The organism is Actinoplanes sp. SE50/110 (assembly GCF_900119315.1).
Lineage (GTDB): Bacteria > Actinomycetota > Actinomycetes > Mycobacteriales > Micromonosporaceae > Actinoplanes.
The window spans coordinates 4,426,931-4,446,369 of sequence record NZ_LT827010.1; the positions used below are offsets into that span (position 1 = coordinate 4,426,931).

Here is a 19,439-nt window from a genome sequence, read left to right on the forward strand (position 1 = left end):
CGATGCCGGACGTGACCTATCAGGTGCGGGTCTCCGGGGTGATCCCGGACGAGCTGCTGGCCGAACTGCGCGACCTCACGGTCAGTGTGGAGCCGCCGGAGACGGTGCTGCACGGCAACCTCCCGGACCAGTCCGCGGTGGTCGGGTTGATCTCCCGGATTCACGGGCTCGGGCTGCGGCTCATCGAGGTCCGCCGCCTGCCGGTGGACGACGGCCCGGCCGGATGAACGGGCGGCCCCGGACCCGGAGCCGGGGCTCATCCATCGGGGATGACGCGACAGGGCGGGAGGTCCGGTGACATGACCCTGCTGGTCCTGCTGGTGTTCCTCGTGCTGCTGGCCGCGGTCCGCCGGGAGCGGCGGACCCGGCGGGCGTTCGCCGAGGACGGCCCGGCATTCCGGTGCCGGGTCCGGTTCCGGCGGCGCTGGTCGCGGCGGATGTGGGCGTGCTGGGCCGGGGAGTTGCTGCTGATCCGGCGTGGGCCGGTGTTCGACCGGACGCTGCGGCTGCCGGTGCGGGTGCTGCCGCCGGGCGTGCACCGGCTGCCGGCCGGGACGGGCCGGCGGTGCGGGCCCGACCCGATCGTGGTGCGGCTGGTCGCCGCCGACGGCACGGTGTTCGCCGTGGTCGCGGCCGGCGCGGACCGCGTCGAACTGGTCGGCCCGTACCTGGCGGCGGCGTTCAGTGATCTGCCGCGGGCGCCGGTCCGGCGCCGCGAGATCTGATCTGGAGGGAAACGACATGTCCGAGACACAGCAGGAGACGGCGTACGCCGACGAGCAGCCGTACACCCCACCCGGAGCGACCCGGGAGCCCACCGCGTGGATCGGCGCGGTCGTCTTCGCCGGGGTGATGCTGATGCTCCTCGGTGGATTCCAGGCGATCGAGGGGATCGTCGCCCTGGTCCGCGACCAGTACTACCTGACCACCCGGTCCGGGCTGGTGCTCACCTTCGACTACACCGCCTGGGGCTGGACCCACCTGCTGCTCGGGGTGCTCGCGGTGCTCACCGGCATCGGCATCTTCCTGGGCCAGATGTGGGCCCGGGTGATCGGCATCATCGTCGCGGTGCTCAGCGCGTTCGCGAACATGATGTTCCTGCCCGCCTACCCGGTCTGGTGCACCATCATGATCGCCACCGACGTGCTGGTGATCTACGCCTTGGCCGCGCACGGCCGTGAGGTCCGATACCGCTAGGGGGCGCAGGTGTTCCGTCGTTCGGGCTGGCTCAGTCTGCTGGCCGGGGTGTTCGCCCTGGTGCTGGGCATCGTCGCGTTCGCCTGGCCGTCGGCCACCCTCCACGTGGTCGGCTTCCTGTTCGGCCTCAACCTGCTGATCCTCGGCGTGGTCCGGGTCGTGCAGTTCGTCCTCATCCCGGACGCGCCGGTCGCCGGCCGGGTCCTCGGCGTCATCTTCGGCGTCCTGGTCGGCCTGCTCGGCATCCTCTGCCTGCGCGACCTGGCCGGCTCGCTGAAGCTGCTGCTGGTCATCGTCGCCCTCGGCTGGATGCTGGACGGCCTGGCCGAGATCTTCACCTCGGTCGGCTCGGGCGGCGGCGGTGCCCGGATCGCCGTCGGCCTGTGTGTCGTGCTGGCCGCGGTCGCGCTGCTGGTCTGGCCCGGCCTGGGGCTGGCCACGTTCGTCTTCTTCGGGGCGACCACGCTCTGCTTCGTCGGCATCGCCGGCATCCTGATCGGCATCGCGGGCCTGCGGTCCCGCTCCGCCTGACCCCTGCGACCCGTCACCGGCCCGGCGCATCATCCGGATGCGCCGGGCCCGGCACGTCCGCCGCGGCCGTCAGAAGCGCCAGCATCTGCCGAAGCCGCGTGCGCCGGCGCGCCGCCATCAGAGGGTCGTCCAGCTGAGCCCGGAGCTCCTGCGCCGCCCAGTCGGCCGCGCCCGCGGCGATCATGTCGTCCACCAGGGTCACGTCGCTCGACAGGCTGTACTCCTGCCAGCGCATGAGGTGTGACCACACCTCCTGGGCCAGCTCCAACTCGGCGTAGGAGGCCAGCGCGGCGGCGATCTCCTTGCGATCGTCGATGGTCAGGTTCTGCCGGTGGATCGCCGCTTGGGCGGCGACCACGGCTGCCGGCTTCTCCCCGCATCGGACCAGGGTGATCAGTGCGTCCCGGAGCTCGACGCTGGACACATAAGGGTTGTGGGTGAGCTTGTCGGCCAGGTCGCGCAATGCCCGCTCGGCCGTTGGCGAGTCGTGTTCCTGCAGCGCGTCCAGCAGTCCGCCGAGCAGCGGAAAGTTGTTGGCGTCGCCTTCAACGATCTCCATGAGAGCCGGGATTCCGCGATCGTGGTCGACCTTCAGCAGCAGGCTTCCCGCGTCCCGATACCTGGTGCGAAGCCCTCGATCCTTGCACCGCAACGCGTTCTCCGCGAGTTCCCACGCCTCCGGGAGCGCGCCGACGTCATGCAACGCCTTGGCGACCCAGACACGGTCGAGAAAAATCAAGCGGCGGCCACCATCAGTCACCTTCATGATCTCAGGAACGGCTGCGATTCCTTCTACGGCCAGCCAGGCCCTGACGTAGAGGTCGGCGCCGAGGGGAATGCCGGAGACGGCGCGTTGACGTGCACGACCAGCGATTCGGTCATCGGGGACTACCTTTGCCGCAGCCTCCAGCAGGTCGCCGGAAGCCAGCCAAGATCCGTCCCTGGACCAGCGTTCCTCAAGCCGAAGCACGGCGGGAACCGCTTCAGACCCCCGTAGGTGCAAGTCAGTGGTGACCGCAGCGATTCCTGACGATGACGTGCCGGAATCGTCGGCGAGTATCTGCTCCACGATCGTCGCGGACGCCTCCCTTGCGCCCTCACGGCGAAGTAGATCGGCCAACGCTGCACGGCCCGTGTAGTCGGCGGCGGGCCGCGTTTGCGCGAACTCGATGACCTGCGGCAGCGCTGCCATGCCTTTCGCGTCGAACAGCGCTTCTGCGGCCTTCTTGAGGTCGTCTTGCCTGGCGAACGGATTGGACAACACCGAGCAGGCGAACCGCTCCGTGTCGTCCTGGAGCCCCAGCTTCTTGAGAACCTCCACCGCGTTCGCCCATTCCTCGGCGTCGGCGTCCGCTTCGGCGACCATCTGCTGGACCCGCTCGCGTATCTGCTCGACGATGGGCGCTCCCAGGCGTACCGCCATCGGCGCCATCCGGCGTAACGGGCGCCCGTAGCATGATGGGAGAACGTCGTTCAACGCCTCGGTGATCGCCGAGGGGCCGGCCAACTGCTCCAGTGCGACGATCGCCTCGACCCGGCGCCTGACCGGCAACGAGTCGAGCGAGGCGAGGCCCGCCAGTCTGCTCGACACCCACCGATAGTCGAAAAGACCGCCGAGCACCTGCACCGCCTCCAGCGCCCGGTCGGTGTCGTTCTCGTTGCGGATCAGCGCGTCCAACCGGGTCACCACGCGCTCGGCGGCCGGGTCGTCGACTCGCACGCCCTCCGCCAGGATGCGCCCGGCCAGCAACGTTCGTCGCGGGTCGTAGCGGGACAGCAGGACGTCGACGATGCGGTGGGCCTGATGGTCGGCCCGGGCCGCCCAGAGCCCGAAGACGAAGAGTGCGAAGGTGCGTTCGGCTTCGCCGATGCCTCGGCGGATCCATCCGTCGAGGGCCGCGAAGTCGGCGTCCAGCGTGCTCGCATGACTCTTGGCGGACAGATACTCGGCGAACGACTGGTGCAGGAACGCGAGTTCGCCGTCGGTGGCCACGAGCAGCCCGGTCGCGAGCAGCTCCTCCCACAGATGGGATTTCCACTGTTCCACTTCGGTGACGCTGTGCGGAGCATGGCGGCGAACCCACTCCTTGGCCGTCGACCACAGGGAAGTCTGGTCGCCGGTGCGGCTGAGGGCGAGGGCACCGATGATCGCGGTACGGTGCTTGTGGATCCACAGGACACACGTCAGTCGATCCGGATCGTTGGCATAGTGCCGGTGCAGCTGCGCCATGGTCTCCCGGCGCCCACCGTGGTCGTCCAGCAGGTAACCGCAGAACCGTTCGTAGAGGCTGATCCGGCTGGTCGGCAGGGGACGATCCGGATCTCTCACCGCGCTGACCCCGGCGATGGTCGCCAGCAGCGGATTGCGGACGAGCTCCTTGAGCCGGCCGTCGGAGGTCTCCCGAAGGAATCGATCGGCACGGTCCTCGGGATCGTCGAGCCGCTGGGAGCCGAACCAGCGCCGGGCGAACTGGTCGAGCTCCGCATGCCCGAACGGCTGGATGGCGAATCGGGCCACGTCGGCCGAGATCAGCGGCGACAGGTCGTCATCGGGCAGGGGCCGGGTCGTCACTACGAACCGGTAGTCACGTCCGGCCCGGGCGTGCTGCGCGATCGAGGTGATGATCTCGCGGCGCTGGCGGGCGTCCGGAATCTCGTCCAGCCCGTCCACCAGGATCAGCCAGCGGGCACCCTGAGCCCGTCGGGTGAAGATGGCCGGGTCGGGATCCTGCAGGAGGCTGCGTCCGAGACTCCGGCTGACCGCCTGGGCGAGCACCACGCTCCAGGAGCCCCCGACGTCCAGAGTCCGGGCCGCGATGCGCAGCGGGACGACCGGCTCGCCGAGCGGCAGCCCCGCGGCGCTCGTCTCCCGCAGCCACACCCGGGACAGGGTCCGGGCCAGGTAACTCGTCATGGTCGACTTGCCCGCACCGGCCTCACCGGTGACCAGGAGATGGTCGTGTCGCTCGATCGCCTCCAGCACGGACAGGGTTGTCTGGGCCTGCGACACCGGCGAGCGTTCGGCGGGCGTCCCCTCCCGGCTGACCGCCGGCTGCCGGTCCCGTTTGTCCTGTGAACGGATGTGCTGGCGGACATAGACGGTCGAGAGCGGCGGCTCGATCACGCCGAGCATCGAGTACGGCAGGCGGTCGACCGACATGCTCTGCGACTCCAGCAGATTGCGCAGTGCCAGCGACGGGAGTGGCAGGTCCGCCCACGAACAGAGGCGTCGCTCCTCGGCGCGCTCGGCGGCCAGCAGCTCCCGGTCGCGAGCTTCCTTGGCGCGCAGCCAGACGGCGCGCACATCGCCGGCATCGCGGCGCAGGGCGACCGCCAGCGACTGGGTGTTCTCCAGGGTCAGCAGACGAGTGGCGTTGAAGACCCCGTACACCGCGTTCTTCTCGAACATTCCGGTGGCGACGAACTCGTGCACGCTGCCGAAGCCCGCGTCGCCGAGAGCCTGCCGAAACCATGCGGCCAGCTCTTCGAGCTCGTCGTAGCGCTGCTGCTTGCCCTGCGAAGGCCGACCGCCCGCCATGAACCCGCTCCGATCGGTCCGAGTTTCCCGGAGTTTCCTCACTGTAGAGGGAAAGATGCCGCGTCCTCGAGAGTCGATGCAGTCGATACGCGGACGAGTGGAGCGGACCATGACGGAGATCCTGAGCATCGCGGCCGGTCACCCGTGGCCGGCGGCGATGATGATGTTGTCGGTCGGCCTGTCCGCCGTCCTGCGTCGATGGATCGACCACTTGACCGCGTGTCACCGGGAGGAGCAGGTGACCCGTCGGTTGTTCGTGGCCCTGCGCGACTCGTCGCGCCGCGACCGCCCGGCGATCGTCCGGGCGTGTGGTCCGGTCGGTGGTGGTGCCGGCCCGGGCCGGGTGCGGCGCGGCCGTCCGGGAAGGGCCGGCTAACCGGTGGGACCGGCCTCGTCGGGGACCGCGGGGCGCACCCCGCCGGGCCGGGCCGGGGCGGCCGGTGCCACCGGTGCGTCGTCGGCGGCAGGCGTCTCCTCCGGGAGGCGGCCCACCCGGGACAGTTCCCGCTCCAGCTCGGCGACCTGCCCGTCGGGCACCATCCGGCGGACGATCGTCACCGTGTTCAGCCGGCCGGCGAACAGCAGCCAGCCGCCCGGGGCGGTGACCACCCGGTCGAAGGCGTCCCAGGCGTACCAGACGACCGATGCCCGGGAACTGACCGTGATCCCCTCGTCGTCGAGCCGGTACGTCTGCGGCAGCATGGTGAACGCGGGCATCCGGTTCAGTGTCGCGCTGACCATCCGGGCGGCGGTGACCACGAAGAGCAGGCCGAAGTAGAGCAGCGCCAGCCCGGCGAGGACCGCGTGCGAGGCGAGCGCGAACACGCCGGCGCCGCCGACGGCGAAGCCGAACGCGGCGAGGGCGCGGACCGTGGGGCGCAGCCGTTGGGCGATCACCCAGCGCAGGTCGGCGCGGGTCGGGGTGAAGGTGAATGTCGATGGCATCGGGCAGCACGATAGCGGGCCGGGTGGAGACCCGGCCCGCTCGGTCACGGTTTTCGCTACTTGCGGTAGCGCTGCAGGAAGAGCGCCTCGGCGAGGGCGAGGTCGCCGATCTCGCCGGGTGCCACACTCTCGTTCGGTGCGTGGATGCGGGCGAGGGGTTCCTCCACCCCGATCAGCATGATCTCCGCGTCCGGGTACGCCCCGGCGAAGACGTTGCACAGCGGGATCGAGCCGCCCTGGCCGAGAGTGGTCATCTCGCGGCCGTACGCCTCGCGCATCGCCGTACTCAGCGCACGGTAGGCCGGGCCGCCGGTGCGGGCCTCGAACGGCTGGCCGAGTGCCTCCTTGGCGACCTCGACCCGGACCCCCCACGGTGCCGCCGCATGCAGGTGGGCGATGAGCGCGTCCTGCGCCTTGACCGGGTCGGTGCCGGGTGGCACCCGCAGGTTGAGCCGGGCCCGGGCGCGGGGCTGGATGGCGGCCGCCGAGCCGACCACCGGCGGGCAGTCGACGCCGAGCACGGTGACGGCCGGGCGGGCCCACAGCATGTCCGAGACTGATCCGTCGCCGAGCAGCCGTGCCTCGTCGATCAGGCCGGCGTCGGCGCGGAACCGGGCGGCCGGGTACGGCGCGCCGAGCCAGGTCTGCTCGTTCTCCAGGCCGGTGATCGTGGTGTTGCCGGCCGGGTCGCGCAGGGTGGCCAGCATCCGGATGAGCGCGGCGAGCGCGTCCGGCGCGGCGCCGCCGAACATTCCGGAGTGCAGCTCGCCGCCCAGCGCGGTGACCGTGACCACGACGTTGACCAGGCCGCGCAGGGTGATCGTGGCGGCCGGCACGCCGACCGCCGCGTTGCCGGTGTCGCAGACCAGGATGGCGTCGGCGCGCAGCAGGTCCGGGTGCCGTTCGACGAAATCCTCGAGGCCACCGGTGCCCTGCTCCTCGGATCCTTCGACGATCAACTTCAGATTGACCGGTACGTCGTCGCCCAGGGCCCGCAGTGCGGTCAGGTGCATGACGATGTTGCCCTTGCAGTCCGCGGCGCCGCGGCCGTACCAGCGGCCGCCGACCGGCGTGAGCTGGAACGGCGGGGTCCACCAGGCCTTCTCGTCGAGCGGCGGCTGCACGTCGTAGTGGGCGTAGAGCAGTACGGTCGGCGCGTCCGGCTCGGTGCCGCGGCGCTGCCCGTACACCGCCTTGCTGCCGTCGCTGGTCCGGTGCAGGGTCAGGTCGGTGAAACCGACCTGGGCGAAGTGGCGCGCCACCCAGTCCGCGGCCCGTTCGCATTCGGCCGGCGGGAACTGCCGCGGGTCGGCGACCGACCGGATCGCGACCAGGTCGGCCAGGTCGGCCCGGGCCCGGGGCATCAGCTCGTTGATGTGTGCTCGCAGGTCCACGGCTCACCCCTCCGCGGCGGTGAAGTCGTCGACGATCTGCTGGAACGTCTCGATGTACTCCGGGCAGTAGACCTTGATGATGGTCATCTGGCCCTGCAGCAGCCTGCTGTCCACGATCACCGGCCGCTGTCCGGGCCCGGCCGCGCCGTTGGTGATCATTCCGTAGAGGACGCCGCGGCGCAGGGCGGCGCCCGGCTCGTAGCAGATCGATCCGCCGTCGGTGCTGAGCACCCGGACGATCTGGTCGGTGGCCGGCACCCGCATCCCGGCGGCGGCCAGCTCGGTCTGCAGCTGCTGGGCCTTGGCGGTGGCCTCCTCGGTCACCTTCTTCCCTTGGTAGTTGACGACGCCGAAGCCGGCGAGCAGCAGCAGGAGCGCACCGATCAGGTAGTAGACCCAGCGGCTCACGGGGTGGCCTCCTTCCAGGACGGCTTGCGGAAGCGGTAGAACAGGTAGGGCACCAGCAGGCCGAGGCCGAGCGCGCCGCCGGCCACGATGGCCAGGTACACCCCGACACTGCCGCCGCCGAACTGCGACGACGGGACGAAGCCGATCAGCAGCGCGGCCAGTGAGGCGGCGAAACCGACGCCGCACAGCCCGGTGAGCATCGGCGCCCGGTACCCGCGCGGGTGGTCCGGCTGGTTGCGGCGCAGGCGTACCGCGGCCACGAACATCAGCAGGTACATGATCAGGTAGACCTGCGTGGTGATCACCGAGAAGATCCAGTACACGCTGGAGACGTCCGGGATGAACGCGTAGGCCAGTGCGATCACCGTGGTGACCAGGCCCTGGGTGACCAGGATGTTCTGCTGCACGCCCTGCTTGTTGAGCTTCTGCAGGAACGGCGGCAGGTAACCCTCCTTGCGGGAGATCAGCAGCAGGCCGCGGGACGGCCCGGCCAGCCAGGTGAGCATGCCGCCCAGCGACGCGGCCACCAGCATGACGCCCAGGATCGGGGTGAGCCACTGCGAGTCGAACGCGGCGAACACCGCGTCGAAGGCCTGCACCACGCCCGCGGTCAGCGACAGCTCGTCGGCCGGCACGATCCAGCTGATGGCCAGCGCCGGCAGGATGAAGATGAGCAGCACCAGAGCCATCGCCAGGAACATCGCCCGGGGGAACTCCCTACCGGGCTTGCGCAGCGAGGAGACGTGCACCGCGTTCATCTCCATGCCGGAGTACGACAGGAAGTTGTTGACGATCAGTACCAGGCTGGACAGGCCGGCCCAGGTCGGCAGCAGGTGATCGGCGGTCATCGGTGCGGCCGACTCGTTGCCCTGGCCCAGGAACGCGATGCCGAGGATGACCAGCAGTGCGCCCGGCACCAGCGTGCCGATGATCAGGCCGCCGCTGGCCAGCCCGGCGACGCCCTTGGTGCCGCGCGAGGAGACCCAGACGCCGGCCCAGTAACAGACCATGATCACGATGGCGGTCCACAGGCCGCTGCCGGCCAGCTCCGGATTGATCACGTAGGCCAGCGTGCTGGCCACGAACCCGAGCAGGCTGGGGTAGTAGAAGATGGTCATCGCGAACTGGCACCAGACCGCGAGGAAGCCCATCGGCTTGGACAGGCCCTGACTGACCCAGTTGTAGACGCCGCCCTCCCAGCCGGACGCGAGCTCGGCGGAGACCAGCGCGGTCGGCAGCAGGAAGACGATGGCCGGCACGAGGTAGAGGAAGATGCTGGCGAGGCCGTACACCGCCATGGTCGGCGACGGGCGCAGGCTCGCCACCGAACTGGTGGTCATCAGGGCCAGCGCGACCCAGGAGAGGTAGGAAACCGCGCGTGTGGACCTGGGCGGCGCTGCCGCCTGGTTGTCCGCCTCAGCGCTCACGTCGCCTCCCTTCGAGGAGAGCTGGTACCGGCGAGATGCCGTTGGGCGGAATCATCGGCAGGCCTGGATGTCGCTCGTCTCATCCCTGCGGAATGGTTGGCGCCCAGCCGCCCGCCGAACCAGGACGCGGCCAGCGCGGCCGTGAAGCCCAACAGCTCCAGCAGGAACACGCCCGGGGCGGTCGCGCGGTCTCCGGAGCGCACCCGGATCAGGGCGAGCACCGCGAAGAAGAACAGCACGCCCATGTCGGCCAGCAGGATCAGCACCCGGGGGCGGTCGAGCGCGGCCCCGAAGACGCCGCCGACCAGCGCGGCCAGGATGTTCCAGTAGGCCAGCGTGCCGATGATGGCCGGCGCGCCGAGCAGGGTGGCCAGATCCAGGATGAGTGCCACGGCGAGCAGCCCCAGCGGGAACATCAGCAACAGCGGTTGGACCGGATTGCGGCTCTGCATCCCTCCACGGTGCGAACCCTCAAGATCAAGATCGTCATCCCGTACGGATGAACCGGCCGGCCGCCGACCTGGTTCAGCTCGCCCTCGCCGGTCATCGCGCCACCGCCCGGAACAGCGGGTGCCCGCACAGCACGCCGAGCGCGATCGCCACCATCGAGGCGGCCGCGCCGACCAGGTCCTGCGCGCCGCGCACGGTGTCCTGCCCCAGATACTCGGTCACCCCGATCAGGGTGAGCACCCCGGGCACCAGCAGCCAGAACCCGGGCAGGAAGGAGACCAGCGCCGGCGGTCCGGTGGGCAGGCGCTCGACCGAATACGCGACCACGGTCAGCACCAGCGCGCCGACGAAGCCGCTCAGGTAGCCGCCGAGCAGCACGTTGCCCAGATACTGGCTGATCCATCCGCAGTAGAGCACCAGCAGCAGCCAGCCCAGCGACCGCCGCGGCCCGGCCAGCAGCAGATAGTTGCCGACCCCCACGACCAGCGGGCCCAGCCAGGGCGCCCACCAGCCGACCGTGTTCGCCACCACGTCGCTGGGCGCGGCCGGCGCCGGCACCCCGACCACGTGCGCGGCGCCGATGATCCCGAAGGCGAGCAGCAGCAGTTGCAGGCTGCCGGCGACCAGCCGGCTCGACCCGGTGACCATCTCGTACGCGGACAGCTCCACCACCCCCATGGTCAGCATCGCGCCGGGCAGGAAGGTCACCAGCGGGGCGACCATGGCGCGCAGGTCGGCGGCCGCCCAGCCGGTCCCGGCCAGCACGAAGGTCACCGCGGAGACGGTGAATGCGGCGACCACCGGCATGATCATCTGAGCGCTGGCCCACCGCGCGCCGGCCAGCCGCATCAGGCCGACAACCAGCCCGAAGAGCGCGGCCAGCAGGATGTCAGCCCAGGTCGGCGCCACGATCAGGCAGATGCCGCAGATCAGCACCGCATGTCCGGCGGTGCGGGTCACCACGCCGAACCGGGGTGGCATCCGGACCGCGGCGAGCACCTGCCCGATGCCCTCGGCCGGGGTCAGCTCGGCGCGACCGGCGGCGCGGAGAACGTCGTACACCATGGCTGTCTGGTCCAGCCGCAGCCCGCCGCGCAGCGCGCGGGTCGGCTCCAGCGTGGCCGGTTGCCCGGGTTCCAGCGACACCACCAGGTACGTCGGCAGGACACTGACCCGCGCCTGCGGCGAGCCGTAGGCCGCCGCGACGGTCAGCAGGTGCTCCTCGATCCGGTTGACCGCCTCCCCGGCGGCGGTCAGGGCGCTGCCCAGGTAGAGCAGGAACTGCCGCAGCTCGAGCTCGTCCATGCCGCGACGGTAGGTGGACCGGTCGGCCCGGCGATTCATCCGGCGCGAGCGATGCTCCGGCACCCCGCCGCCGGGAGGCTGACCCCATCACGACAGTGGGGAGCAGCCGATGGCGGCGACGGATTCACCGATGCGCACCGACCGCGCCGCGGGACTCGGCGTCCTGCTCGCGGCGTGCGTGTCCGCCCTGGTGGTGAACGCCAACACGTCGGCGGTGACGATCCTGCTCCCGGCGATCAGCCAGGACGTCGGCGCCCCGGTCACCACCCTGCAGTGGGCGGTCACCGGCTACATGCTGGTCGGCGCCGCGGTGATCGTCACCTCCGGCGCGCTCGGCGACGTCTTCGGCCGCCGTCGGATCTTCCTGGGCGGCCTGGTGCTGTTCGTGCTCTCCTGCGCGATGATCGCGCTGTCGTCGTCGGCGGCCGGGGTGATCGCCGGCCGGATGATCCAGGGTGCGGCCGGCTCGACCATCCTGGCCTGCGGGATGAGCCTGCTCTCGGTGGACTCGGCGGGCGCCGGGCAGATGCGGGCGATCACCCGGTGGGGCGCCGCGTCGGCGATCGGCGCGGCCATCGGGCCGCTGATCGGCGGCGTGCTGGTCGGTTCGACCGGCTGGCCGGGCCTGTTCTGGATCGACGCGGTGATCGCCGCGGTCTGCGTGCCGGTCACCTGGCTCACCGTCCGCGAATCCCGCGACCCGGACCGGCCCCGGGAGATCGACCTGCTCGGCACGGTCCTGGTCGCGGTCGCCCTGGTCCCGCTGGTGCTGGCGCTCAGCGAGGGCGGTAGCTGGGGCTGGTTCTCCTTCTCCACGATCGCCTGCCTGCTGCTGGCCGTGGCCGGTGCCGCCGGCTTCGTGCTCGCCGAACGGCATGCCACCGCGCCGCTGGTCGACCTGTCGCTGCTGCGCAACCCGGTACTGGTCGGCGCCACCCTGGCGATCCTGCTGGTGGCCGGCGTGATCAACGCGCTGATGTACCTGCTCAGTCTCTATTTCCAGAACCCGGACGGATTCGGGATGAGCGCCCTGCAAGCGGGGCTGGCCACGCTGCCCGCGGCGGCCGCGATGATCGCGATCACGCCGGTGATCACCCCGCTGGCGGTGCGGATCGGCCCGCGGTACGCCGTCGCGATCGGCTTCGGACTGGCCGCGATCGGCTGCGGGATCCTGGTGTTCACCAGGTCGTCCTGGGCGTACGGCGCGTTCGTCGTCCCGCTGATCGTGCTCGCCGCCGGCCTGGGCCTGGCGAACGGCCCGGCGTCCTCGGCGTCGACCAGCGCGGTCAGCCCCGACCAGGTCGGCCAGGCGTCCGGGATCTCCAACATGGCCCGGTACGTCGGCGGGTCGCTGGCCGTCGCCGCCGCGGCGACCGTGTCCAACGGGGTCGGCGACGGCCGCACCGCCACCGGCGCACCGCCCGCCGAGGCGCTGACCGCCGGCCTCGCCGGGGGCGCGCTGCTGCTGGCCCTGATGTCGGCCGCCGGCGTCGCGCTGGCGCTCCTGCTGCGCCGGCACCGGGCCGCACCGGTCGCCGCCGTGCACCTGGCCGCGGCCGCCGCGGCGACCAGCCACACCATCCCGACCCGACCCGCCGGAGGCGCCCGATGACCCCGTTCACCAGCAAGGACCACATCCAGCGGATGGAACGCGCGGTGGCGCAGGCCACCGGCGCCGGACTCACCGGGCTGCTGGTCACGCCCGGCCCGGACCTCACCTACTTCACCGGATACCGGCCGACCGCGATCACCGAACGGATGACCCTGCTGGTGCTGGACGCCGACCACGACCCGCACCTGATCGTGCCGGTCCTGGAACGTCCGGACACCGCCGGGGCGCCGGTCGCGGTCACCGACTGGGCGGACGGCGCCGACCCGTACGCGGTGGCCGGCCGGCTGCTCGACCCGGCCGGCCGGTACGCCGTCTCCGACTCGGCGTGGGCGCTGCACCTGCTCGGCCTGCAGCAGGCGTTGCCCGGCACGGCGTACGTGTCGATGACCGGGGCGCTGCCGATGCTGCGCGCCGTCAAGGACGCCGACGAGGTCGACCGGCTGGCCGGGGCCGCGGCGGCCGCCGACGCCGCGTACCGGGAGATCCTCGGCGTCCGGTTCGAGGGGCGCACCGAACGCGAGGTCGGCCGGGACCTGGCGTGGCTGCTGCGGGAGCACGGTCACTCGCAGGTCGACTTCACCGTGGTCGGCTCGGGCCCGAACGGTGCCGACCCGCACCACGAGATGGGCGACCGGGTCATCTGGCGCGGCGACATGGTGGTCCTCGACTTCGGCGGCCTCAAGGACGAGTACGGCTCGGACACCACCCGGACCGTCCACGTCGGCCCGCCCACCGCCGAGGAACGCGAGGTCCACGACCTGGTCCGGCTCGCGCAGCAGACGGCGTTCGAGGCGGTCCGGCCCGGCGTGCCGTGCCAGGAGATCGACCGGATGGCCCGGCGGGTGATCGACGAGGCGGGCTACGGCGAGCATTTCATCCACCGCACCGGCCACGGGATCGGGCTGACCACGCACGAACCGCCCTACCTGGTGGAGGGGGAGGAGCAGACGCTGGTGCCGGGAATGTGCTTCTCCATCGAACCCGGCGTCTATCTGCCCGGCCGCTTCGGCGTCCGGATCGAGGACATCGTCACGGTCACCGAGACCGGCGGGCGGCGCCTCAACACCACCAGCCACGACCTGCAGATCGTGGCCTGAAGACCGTCACTCCTTGATACGCCGCGGCCGATGGGGGTCGCCCGCGGCGTGCGGGGCGCCGGCCGCTGTCGCCATCGGTGCCGCGGCCGGCGCCCCGTCCCCACGCGCCCGCACGTTCCGCTTTCCTCATCGAGGAGCATGAAGATGAAGCACCGACCGGCCGCGGCGTTCGCGCTGGTGCCCCTGATCCTGGGCGGCCTGGCGGCGTGCGGCGGCGAGAACAGGCCGGAGAGCCTGCCGTCCACCCGCCCGACCGTCGAGTTCTCGGCGGAGCGGACCACCCGGTCGACGCCGACCGAGGAGAAGACCACCGAGGCCACCGACCCGACCCCGACGCGCACCCGGCCGACCGCTGACCAGCCGACCAGGGAGCCGACGGCGGAGCCGACCAGGGCACCGACGACCCAGGAAGCCACCAAGGAGCCCACCCCGGCGGCGACGTCCACCTCGGCCGCGGTCGCCCCGGTCGCCGACCAGGACGACGGCGGGCTCGGGCCGTGGGCCTGGCTGCTGCTGATCGGCCTGCTCACCGGGCTGGTCGGCCTGCTGCTGGTGAACCGGGACCGGCGGGTCGCCACCTGGGACGCCGAAGCCCGCGGCCTGGCCGGGGAGACCCGCGCCGTGCTGGGCGTGCGCCTGCCGCAACTGCTGACCGACCTCGACCCGGCCCGGCGCGGGTCGGCCTGGCCGCCGGTCCGCGACGACCTGACCGCCCTGGAGGCCCGCTGGACGGCGCTGCTCGAACGGGTGCCGGACGGCGAACGCCAGGCCTATGCCGGCCAGGTCGCCGGCATGCTGCGCGACCTGGTGAACGCGGTCGACGCGGAGAACGCGGCCCTGGCCACCGGACGCGACTGGCGGATGCTGCGCCCGCGGGTCGACGCCGTCATAGCGGCGCTGAGCGCGGCCCTCGACCCCGGCCCGGCCGCACCGGCGGCCGCGGCCGCCGCACCGGCGGCCCCGTCACCGGCGCCGGAACCGGCGACCCGGGAGACGTCGATCTACGGCGAACCGCTGGACGAGGACCCGGGCGACTACCCGCCGCCCCCGCCCCGCGCGCCCCGGCCCGGATACCGCCCGCCGGCCTCCACCGACTGATCCGGTCCACCGGCCACCTCCGGGTGAAACCGGGCACGCGCCGTTCCGCTGCGGGCGCACGGCGAGCGAACCTGGTCCGATGCTGTTCCTGCGCCACCCGCCGCGCACCGACGAGTGGTTCGCCCGCCGACGGGACCGGACCCTCGCCGACCTCCTCGATCAGGCGCTGGCCGAGCCGGAGTTCGCCGGATGGCTCGATGCCAGGGTCCCGGCGGATCGACTGCGTGCCGAGGTGTGCGCCCGCGCGGGTACGGATGTCTTCCCGATCGTGGCCGCGGAACAGCAGGCGTGGGAGCAGGCCACCATCCACCGCCTTCCCTCCGCGGTGTCCGAGCGGCAGTTGACCGGTCCGAGGTGGATCAACGGGATCGGCAAGGCGCTGATCGGGCTGTTGGCCGCGGTCTGGGCCGGGGTGCCGATCATCGCGGTGATCTGGGCTTTCCTCCTGGACGATCCGCGGGACGTACTGCGCGTCGTCGGCCTCATCGTCCTGATCAGTGGCGGGACGGGCGCCGTGTTCGGCATGTTCTTCGGACTGACGGACGCGGCCGCCGCCCGGCACGACGGAGAGTCCGGCAGAGGCCACATCCTGCCCATGGTCAGCCTCCAGAGTTTGATGCTGATCATGCTCGCGGTCTTCTTCGGCGGTGCCGGGTTCATCGGGGCGCACACCCGTGGTGGGTGGGGGTTCCTCGGATTCGGTCCCGTGGGCTTGCCGGTGTTCTGCCTGGTGCTCAGCATCGGCGTGGGCCTTCTCGGTCTCATGCTGACCGTGGGGGTCAGCCAGCCGAGCGATGCGGATCTGGACCTGCCGATCCGCGGGCCCGGCGGTGACGCCGAGCAGGCTTTCCAGAACTGGCGCCGCGAGTTGCGGGAACGGGCGCTGCTGCCCTTTCTGCGGAGCCGGATCAACGAGGCGGTCGCCGCACGGTATTCGCTGACCCTCGACATCCAGGGGGAAGCACCGGGGCTGCGCAGCCGCAGAGCCACCGAACACCACATCGTCACCCCGGCCGTCGAGCAACTGTTCGATCATCTGGAGCAGCTCGACGGTGCGAGCATCGCGCTCGCCGGTCCGCGCGGGACAGGGAAGACCATGCTGCTGCACGCCCTGCGCGACGGCCGTCATCACCATGGTGACGACCCCCGGGATCTGGTCGTGGTCGTCTCGGCTCCGGTCGAGTACGCGCCTCGGGACTTCGTCCTTCATCTCTGTCTGTCGATCTGCGACGTGGTAGGCGACTACTTCGCCGTACACGGACCAGGCCCGATCCTGCGTACCGCCCGGCGCCGGCGTGCCCAACTGCGCCACCTGCGATCCGACTCCCGGGAGCTTTCCGGTCGGGTCGGGCGATGGGGCGCCGAGCTGACCGGCAAAGTCGGCAGCAGCAGCCAGGCGCAGCCGTTCACGTATCCGGAACTGGTCGCCGCCCTGCATGAGCTGCTCGACGAGGTGGTGACGGCACTGCGGGGACTGCCGGGACCGCCGAAGCTCGTGATCGGGATCGACGAATTGGACCGGATCGGCTCGGGGGAGGGCGCCGAGCGGTTCCTCAACGACATCAAAGGCGTATTCGACACGCCGGGCTGCTACTTTCTGGTGTCGGTGTCGGAGGACGCGCTGCGCGCCTTCGACCTGGCCGGGCACGGGCTGCGCGACGTCTTCGACAGCACGTTCGACGAGATGGTCCGTGTGGAACACCTCGATTTCGTGCGGGCCGTCGAACTGCTCGGTCGGCGGGTGGTCGGACTGCCCGATCCGTTCGTGGCGCTGGCCTACTGCCTGTCCGGCGGCCTGCCGCGCCAGCTGATCCGGGTGGCCCGGGAGATGGCCCGGCACCGCGGGCACCTGACCGATGTGGCGCGGGCTCTGGTCAGCCGGCACCTGGAACGGATCCTGCAGGCGGGCGGCGCGGCCCGCGGCCCGATGTTCGCCTGGGCGGACAACCCACCGGCCGAGATGACCGAGACGGCGCTGCTCACCTACGCTCGGCTGGGACCTATCGGCGAGCCGCTGACCACGCACGTCGAGTTCCTGGCCACGGTGGTGGCGGTGTTCGACGGCTCGCTGGATGCCGGGCGGGCGAAACGGTCGGTGGCCTTCGAGGCGCTCGCCCGGGTGCGCCGTTACCTCGGGGTGGACGACGAGATCGCGGCCGGACTGCTGGCGCAGGCTCGGGCGGAGTGGGGCCTGGCGCGGCGGGACGGGGCTACCCCCGTACCCCGGCAATCGTGGTCGGAGCCACAGCGGTCAGCCGGCGCGTGATCTCCTCGGCCGGCATCGGCCTCGCGAAGTGGAAGCCCTGCACCTGGCGGTAGCCCAGCTCGAACAGCCGCCGCGCCTGCGCGGCCGTCTCCACGCCCTCGGCGACCGTGCGCAGCCCCATCGTGTCGGCCAGGGCGTGCAGCGCGACCGCGATCGCCTCCTGCTGCGGTGCCCCGCCGAGGCCGTCGACGAACGACTTGTCCACCTTGATCGCGTCGACCGGACAGGTGCGCAGCAGGCCGAGCGACGAGTGGCCGGTGCCGAAGTCGTCGAGGGCGATGCTGACGCCGAGCGCGGACAGCGCGCTGACGGTGGCCAGCGCGCGGCCGCCGGCGAAGACCGCGGTCTCGGTGATCTCGACGGTGAGACGGTGCGGCGGTACGCCGTGCCGGGCCAGGGCGAGCGCCACCACCTCGGGCAGGTTCGGGTCGAGCAGCTGGCGGGCCGAGACGTTGACGGCGACCGAGCGCAGCGTGTCCGCGCCGTGCTCGCGCAGCCAGGAGGCGGTCTGGGCGATCGCGGTGTCGATGATCCAGGCGCCGAGTTCGACGATCAGCCCGGTGTCTTCGGCGACCGGGATGAAGTCGGCCGGGGACACCGTGTGCCCGTCGCGCTGCCAGCGCACCAGCGATTCGACGCCGCTGAGCCGGCCGTCCGGAAGGTCGACGATCGGCTGGTAGAGCAGGTGGAACTCGCCGGCCGCCAGGGCTCGGCGCAGGTCGGCGGCGATGGTGGCGCGGCGGGTGAGGCGCTGTTCGAGCGAGGCGTCGTAGCGGACCACCCGGTCGCCGGCGCCGGCGGCCGCCTCGCGCAGTGCGATCCCGGCCTGCCGGTACAGGTCGGTGCCGCCCTCGGCGACCCCGATCGACACCTCGACCAGCACGTCGTGGCCGGCCGCGTCGAGCGGTTCGGCGCCGGCCGCGAGCAGCCGGGCCACGATGTCCGTCGGCCCGGGCAGCAGCAGACCGAACTCGTCGCCGCCGAGCCGGGCCACCACCGCGTCCGGGCCGGCGAGCGCGGTCAGCCGCCGGGCGTACGCGATCAGCAGCGCGTCCCCGGCGGCCGGGCCCAGCCCGTCGTTGATCGCCCGGAACTCGCGCAGGTCGAGCAGGACCGCGGTGTGCGCGCCGGCCGCCGCCGCGGTGAACGAGCGCCGGCTGTGCAGGCCGGTCAGCTCGTCGTGCATGGCCTGGTGGTGGACCGTGGACAGCAACGCGCCGTTCTCCGCCAGGGCGGCCGCCTGCCGGGCCACGACCAGCAGCAACAGCAGCGTGGTGCCGGCCACCTGGACCGTGCTCAGGTGCCCGGTGCGCAGGAAGACGGTGGCCACCAGGACGCTGGTCAGACCGGTCGCGACCAGCGGGATCGCGGTCCCGCGACCGGGCCCGGCCGGGCGGTCCAGCCGCACGGCCTGCGGCCGCGCGCGGACGGCGAGCACGCCGCACAGCCCGACGAACGGCAGGACCGCGGCGCTGCCGTTGAGGTGCGGCCACGGCTTGAGCAGCGCCATCGTCACGGTGGACAGCGGGCCGGCCAGGCCGATCGGGGCCAGCCACCACAGCGCCGCGCGCGGGACCGGGCTGCTCCGCGCCGCCATGATCTTGATGACCACCACGGCGCCGGCGACCGCGATGGCCAGCATGGCGATGTTCAGCGACCAGGCGGCCGCGGAGACACCGAAGCGGTTCATGAACCAGCCCAGGTACTGCGACACGGCGATCCCGCCGGTGACCGCGAGCACCGCCACGTCCAGCACCGCGGTGGTCAGCCGCCGCCACGAGCTGCCGCCGCCGGGCAGGCGCAGCAGCGCGGTGCTCGCCAGGGTCGCGCCGGCCAGGTAGAGCAGCAGCGTGCGGGCGCCGATCGGCGGCAGGTCGGAGTACGGCATCGTGCTGATGTCGACCGTCTGGCTCAGTCCGGCGAGCGCCACCACGCCCATCGCCACCGCCACCCGCCGCCAGAAGGCGCGCAGCACCCCGTCGGTGCGCCGCGAGGCGCGGTGGAACGCGACGGTCGCCAGCGCCGGGCCGGCCACCGCCGGCACCCAGACGAGCAGGTGGGGGAAGCCGAGGTGGGTGCCCACCATGATCAGCAGCACCTCGGCCAGGGCCGCGAGCAGAGCCACACCTGCCACCGTGCCGCCTTCCCACCCACTGTCCGCCTGTCACCGG

General features: G+C 71.9%; 17 protein-coding genes. 9 read left to right on the plus strand and 8 right to left on the minus strand.

The features are described 5' to 3' along the window. Window positions 1-2 precede the first annotated feature (2 nt). From ACSP50_RS19515 to ACSP50_RS19530, 4 genes are all read left to right on the plus strand, one after another. Window positions 3-227, plus strand: a complete 225-nt coding sequence (locus ACSP50_RS19515) for a hypothetical protein (RefSeq protein WP_014690978.1) — start codon at window positions 3-5, stop codon at window positions 225-227. Window positions 228-299: 72 nt separating this feature from the next. Then, window positions 300-725 (plus strand): hypothetical protein, encoded by a 426-nt coding sequence (locus tag ACSP50_RS19520; RefSeq protein WP_014690979.1) that lies wholly within the window; start codon window positions 300-302, stop codon window positions 723-725. A gap of 16 nt (window positions 726-741) precedes the next feature. Beyond that, window positions 742-1,197, plus strand: coding sequence for a hypothetical protein (locus ACSP50_RS19525; RefSeq protein WP_014690980.1), 456 nt, complete (start codon window positions 742-744; stop codon window positions 1,195-1,197). A 9-nt stretch (window positions 1,198-1,206) separates the two neighbouring features. Continuing rightward, window positions 1,207-1,728: an HdeD family acid-resistance protein gene (locus ACSP50_RS19530; RefSeq protein ID WP_014690981.1), complete on the plus strand. Its 522-nt coding sequence runs from the start codon at window positions 1,207-1,209 to the stop codon at window positions 1,726-1,728. A gap of 13 nt (window positions 1,729-1,741) precedes the next feature. On the opposite strand, the gene ACSP50_RS19535 is transcribed toward ACSP50_RS19530, so the two are convergent. After that, complete coding sequence (locus ACSP50_RS19535; RefSeq protein ID WP_014690982.1) at window positions 1,742-5,266, minus strand: NACHT domain-containing NTPase; 3,525 nt, start codon at window positions 5,264-5,266, stop codon at window positions 1,742-1,744. A 109-nt stretch (window positions 5,267-5,375) separates the two neighbouring features. On the opposite strand from ACSP50_RS19535, the gene ACSP50_RS19540 reads away from it, so the two are divergent. After that, on the plus strand, window positions 5,376-5,642 hold the full coding sequence (locus ACSP50_RS19540; protein WP_014690983.1) for a hypothetical protein: 267 nt from the start codon (window positions 5,376-5,378) through the stop codon (window positions 5,640-5,642). Here the strand turns inward: ACSP50_RS19540 and ACSP50_RS19545 are convergent. The 6 genes from ACSP50_RS19545 to ACSP50_RS19570 all read right to left on the minus strand — a co-directional run bounded on the left by ACSP50_RS19545 (window position 5,639) and on the right by ACSP50_RS19570 (window position 11,195). Further along, window positions 5,639-6,211, minus strand: coding sequence for a YcxB family protein (locus ACSP50_RS19545; RefSeq protein WP_014690984.1), 573 nt, complete (start codon window positions 6,209-6,211; stop codon window positions 5,639-5,641). The genes ACSP50_RS19540 and ACSP50_RS19545 overlap by 4 nt on opposite strands. A 56-nt stretch (window positions 6,212-6,267) precedes the next feature. Beyond that, window positions 6,268-7,605, minus strand: a complete 1,338-nt coding sequence (locus ACSP50_RS19550) for a dipeptidase (protein ID WP_014690985.1) — start codon at window positions 7,603-7,605, stop codon at window positions 6,268-6,270. Between the two features lie 3 nt (window positions 7,606-7,608). Beyond that, a complete protein-coding gene (locus tag ACSP50_RS19555; protein WP_014690986.1) occupies window positions 7,609-8,013 on the minus strand; it encodes a hypothetical protein in 405 nt (134 codons plus the stop codon). Then, window positions 8,010-9,440, minus strand: coding sequence for an APC family permease (locus ACSP50_RS19560; protein WP_014690987.1), 1,431 nt, complete (start codon window positions 9,438-9,440; stop codon window positions 8,010-8,012). The genes ACSP50_RS19555 and ACSP50_RS19560 overlap by 4 nt, the downstream gene beginning before the upstream one ends. Then, the gene (locus tag ACSP50_RS19565; protein WP_014690988.1) at window positions 9,437-9,892 is read right to left on the minus strand and encodes a hypothetical protein; all 456 of its coding nucleotides are present in this window, start codon (window positions 9,890-9,892) and stop codon (window positions 9,437-9,439) included. The genes ACSP50_RS19560 and ACSP50_RS19565 overlap by 4 nt, the downstream gene beginning before the upstream one ends. A gap of 91 nt (window positions 9,893-9,983) precedes the next feature. Beyond that, window positions 9,984-11,195, minus strand: coding sequence for a threonine/serine exporter ThrE family protein (locus tag ACSP50_RS19570; RefSeq protein WP_043514764.1), 1,212 nt, complete (start codon window positions 11,193-11,195; stop codon window positions 9,984-9,986). Window positions 11,196-11,325: 130 nt separating this feature from the next. On the opposite strand from ACSP50_RS19570, the gene ACSP50_RS19575 reads away from it, so the two are divergent. The 4 genes from ACSP50_RS19575 to ACSP50_RS19590 all read left to right on the plus strand — a co-directional run bounded on the left by ACSP50_RS19575 (window position 11,326) and on the right by ACSP50_RS19590 (window position 17,268). Next, window positions 11,326-12,807, plus strand: coding sequence for an MFS transporter (locus ACSP50_RS19575; RefSeq protein WP_231956979.1), 1,482 nt, complete (start codon window positions 11,326-11,328; stop codon window positions 12,805-12,807). Further along, window positions 12,804-13,904, plus strand: a complete 1,101-nt coding sequence (locus ACSP50_RS19580) for an aminopeptidase P family protein (protein ID WP_014690991.1) — start codon at window positions 12,804-12,806, stop codon at window positions 13,902-13,904. Before ACSP50_RS19575 ends, ACSP50_RS19580 begins: the two co-directional genes overlap by 4 nt. Before the next feature lie 144 nt (window positions 13,905-14,048). Then, on the plus strand, window positions 14,049-15,002 hold the full coding sequence (locus ACSP50_RS19585) for a hypothetical protein (protein WP_014690992.1): 954 nt from the start codon (window positions 14,049-14,051) through the stop codon (window positions 15,000-15,002). A gap of 79 nt (window positions 15,003-15,081) precedes the next feature. Continuing rightward, window positions 15,082-17,268 carry an ATP-binding protein gene (locus ACSP50_RS19590; protein ID WP_014690993.1) on the plus strand — a complete coding sequence of 729 codons (2,187 nt, stop codon included), beginning with the start codon at window positions 15,082-15,084 and terminating at the stop codon, window positions 17,266-17,268. Here the strand turns inward: ACSP50_RS19590 and ACSP50_RS19595 are convergent. After that, entirely contained in the window at window positions 17,213-19,393 is a 2,181-nt protein-coding gene (locus ACSP50_RS19595; protein WP_231956980.1) for a bifunctional diguanylate cyclase/phosphodiesterase, read from the minus strand. The genes ACSP50_RS19590 and ACSP50_RS19595 overlap by 56 nt on opposite strands. Window positions 19,394-19,439 lie beyond the last annotated feature (46 nt).